The following is a 3735-nucleotide window of genomic DNA, read 5'->3' as shown; positions in this document are numbered from 1 at the left end:
TGCTCACCGCCGCGGCGACCGGGCGCACCGAACCGACCGCCGAAGGGCCGGCGGGCCCAGGCGACCGGCCCGAGGCCCAGGACCCGGACGACCAGGCCACCACGATCTCGTTGCCGGCGCCCGAGCGGGCGACGAACCCGGACGACCCGTCCCCGGCCGCGTCGGCTGCCGCCGCACCGGTCGCCAACCCGACGGCTCGGCGGCGCACCGTTCGCCGGGCCGCCCTGATCGCCGTGGCGCTGTTGGTCGCCGCCGCCGCCGGCGTGGGCACCGCGTTGGCCGTCACCGGTGACGAGCCCAACGACACCGCCGGCTGGCCCACCGCACGGCCGCCGAACCGTCCTCAGGACGGCGGTGGCGGCCCGGGCGGGCCGGGTCCCGACCGCCCCGGCCCACCGCCAGGAGGCCGCAACGTCCCTCCGCCGCCGTTTGCGTGTGTCCGCCCGGAGGCGGCCGGTGCGCCGGTGCCGGCCGGCACCCCGGTCGCGGGCGAACGGTTCCGCCCGCCGCCGGGCTGGGTCTGGCACGCCGACACCATCGGGTTCCGGGTTGCGGTGCCAGCGACCTGGCACTACTCCCGCGAGGGCACGGTGGCCTGCTTCCAGGACCCCACGACCGGCCGGGCCTTCAGCGTCGCCGGCGGCGACGACACCGACCCGCTGGCCCGACTCCGCGCGGTCCGCGACGCGGCGGCCCGGGCCGGCGCCCTGCCGGGGTACGACGAGATCCGGCTCGCCGCAGCCGACGGTGGGGCGGAGTGGGAGTGCCGCTGGCAGGCCCCGTACGGCCCGTGGCTGCACGCCCGGCAACAGGTTGTGGGTGCGGATCGCTGGACGCTGGGCTGGATCACCGACGACAGGGACTGGAACAGGGCCGGCGCGGACTGGACGACGGTGCGAAACAGTTTCCGACCCACCCCCTGACCTGCACCGTATGGTCATGATCCGGACTACCGTCCGGCGTGGATCGAGGCCGCTCAGCGGATGAAAAGAGCGGCCACGGTGGTTATCGTGTAACCCGGGGTGACCAAGGGGGAGCGACCGTGCAGCAGTTGCTGATCGCGGGTCGGTACCGGCTGCTCGACCTGGTCGGCACCGGCGGGATGGGCCGGGTGTGGCTTGCTCGCGACGAGATGCTGCATCGCGACGTGGCGGTGAAGGAGGTCGTGCCACCGTCCTGGCTGGCCGAGGCCGAGCGCGAGGAGCTGCGACTACGGACACTGCGCGAGGCCCGCACCGCCGCGCGGCTCAACCACCCCAACGTGGTCCGCATCTACGACGTGGTGCACGACCGGGAGAGCCCCTGGATCGTGATGGAGTACGTGCAGTCCCGGTCGGTGCAGCAGATCATCAGCGCCGAGGGGCCGCTGAGCCCGCAGCGCACCGCCCGGATCGGGCTGGCGGTGCTGGCCGCCCTGCGCGCCGCGCACACCGCCGGGGTGCTGCACCGCGACGTGAAGCCGCACAACGTGCTGGTTGCCGACGACGGCCGGGTGGTGCTCACCGACTTCGGGCTGGCCACCTTCGACGGCGGTGAGGGTGCGATGACCGGGCCGGGCACCGTGCTCGGCTCACCACAGTTCGTGGCCCCCGAGCGGGCCCGCGAGGGAGTGTCCGATCCGCGCACGGACCTGTGGTCGCTGGGCGCGACGCTCTACGCGACGGTCGAGGGCCAGTCCCCGTACGCCAGGTCGAGCGCGATGGCGACGCTCAGCGCGCTGGCCACCGAGCCGCCGGACCCGATGCGGCGCGCCGGGCCGTTGGGCCCGGTGCTCACCGGCCTGTTGCAACGCGACCCCTGGCGGCGGTTGACCGCCGCGGAGGCGGAGCCGCTGCTGCGGCACGCGGCGGCGGAGCACGACCGGCCGGCCGCCCCGCCGAGGTCCTCGGCGGTGGCGGCGCTACGGAGCGCGGGCCGTGCCAGGGCGCCCGCCCCGGTGCGCGCGGCAGGCCAGCCGGACCACCCGCCGACGTCGCCCGCCCGGCCAACGACTCGCCCCAGACGCCGGCGGCGCCTGATCGCGATCGGCGGCGCGGCCACCGCTCTCCTCGTCGCCGGAGGCATCACTGTGGCGCTGGTCGACCGCCACAACGAGCGGACGCCACCGTCCGGTTCCGGTGGGGGCGCGTCCAGCGCCCGGCCGGCCGCGTTCGCCTGCGCGACACCACCGCCACCGCCGCCGGCGTCCACTCCGGTGGCGTCGGTCGCGCCGCCGGCCGAGGCACGCTACCGGCTGCGCGACGGCTGGACCTGGCACGACGACCCGACCGGCTTTCGGATCGCGGCGCCGGTGGGCTGGGCGCGCTGGACTGAGGGGTCGGTGACCTGCTTCCGGGAGACAGGCGGGGCTCGGGTGCTCAGCGTCGAGTCCGGGCCGGTACGGGCCGACCCGGTGGCCCACTGGAAGGCCGAGGAGGCGCGGCTCACCACCGGTGACGGGCTGCTTCCGGGTTATCGCAAGGTGGACATCTCCGCGATGGACATCTTCGAGGGTGGCGCCGTCTGGGAGTGCGGCTGGGAGAACGCGGCCGGCGACCAGGTGCACAGCTTCCGGTTGCTGGCCAACACGTCGGCCGAGCGTTCCTACACCGTCTCGTGGTTGACAAAAGAGTTCGACTGGCAGGTCAACGCGGCATACTTGCCGATGATCCGGCAGAGCTTCACCCCAGCTCTCTGACGACGTCCGATGTGGACCGTCAGGGTGATGCCCCTGCGACGCCGACGCTGACTACAGTGGCGTAGTTTTGGGCGCTCAAGATCCCTGGGGAGGGTGAGCCGACATGATGGGACCACAGCACGCGTTGTCCGGCGCGGCGGCGTGGTTGGCGGGGTCCTGGGCACTGGACCAGTTCGCCGACTACCACCAGTCGCCGCTCGCGTTGGCGGTGGGCACCGCGGTGTGCGCCGGCGGCGCGCTCTTTCCCGACCTCGACATGTCGGGCAAGGTGACCAGGAACCAGGGTGGGGCCACCGTGGCCCGTACCTTCGGGGTCTTCTCGCTCTTCGCCGCCGAGGTCATGGAGAAGATCTCCCTCGGGGTCTACTACGCCACGAAGCTCAGCAAGGACCCGCGCCGCAACAACGGTCACCGGACCCTGACCCACACCCTGCCGTTCACCGTGCTCATCGGCTGGGGCACCACCGCCCTCTGCGCCGCGTACGGCAAGTGGGCGGTCATCACCATCCTGTTCTTCATGTTCGGCCTGGCGCTGCGGGGGCTGTTCGACGAGTGGGCGGAACGCGCCGGCTGGGTGATCATCACTCTCGCGTCGGCCGGGGCGGCCTGGTTCACCTTCGCCAACCTGCCGGGCGGTCGCGGCTATCCGCTGATCGGCACGGCCCTGGGGGTGGGCTGCTTCGTGCACATCCTCGGCGACATGATCACCCGAGCCGGCGTGCCGATCCTCTGGCCGATCCCGATCAAACGGCGGATGTGGATGATGATCGGCCTACCGAACAGCATCGCCCTGCGGGTCGGCAGCAAGGCCGAGGTGGTCGGGATGCGCATCGCCCTGACCGCCGTCTCGGCGCTCGCGACCCTCGGCCTGGTCGCGCCCTCGGTGCTGAGCCGGTTCGACATCGAGATCTGACCGACCCGGCGCCCCGCGCCCCGCGCCCCGCGCCCCGCGCATCGGCGAGAAGCTTCGCGCAACTTCCCGGATGTTGGTAGATCGCGAACGCGTCGTGGAGGGACAGCGTGTAGGATCCGGGGGCAGGCGGAGTCCTCAAAAAGAA

At 73.2% G+C, this 3735-nt stretch carries 3 protein-coding genes; all 3 read left to right on the top strand.

The genetic code is table 11. The features are described 5' to 3' along the window. A partial coding sequence (locus LADH09A_RS03220; protein WP_504854030.1) for a serine/threonine kinase C-terminal domain-containing protein occupies window positions 1-923 on the top strand: 923 nt, incomplete at its 5' end. Window positions 924-1102: 179 nt separating this feature from the next. Beyond that, a complete protein-coding gene (locus tag LADH09A_RS03215; protein ID WP_443677147.1) occupies window positions 1103-2677 on the top strand; it encodes a serine/threonine-protein kinase in 1575 nt (524 codons plus the stop codon). Between the two features lie 103 nt (window positions 2678-2780). After that, window positions 2781-3590, top strand: a complete 810-nt coding sequence (locus tag LADH09A_RS03210) for a metal-dependent hydrolase (protein WP_238643233.1) — start codon at window positions 2781-2783, stop codon at window positions 3588-3590. Window positions 3591-3735 lie beyond the last annotated feature (145 nt).

Origin of the sequence: Micromonospora cabrerizensis (assembly GCF_022230955.1) — a bacterium.
Taxonomy (GTDB): domain Bacteria; phylum Actinomycetota; class Actinomycetes; order Mycobacteriales; family Micromonosporaceae; genus Micromonospora; species Micromonospora cabrerizensis.
This window is presented reverse-complemented; position numbering and strand designations above follow the sequence as displayed.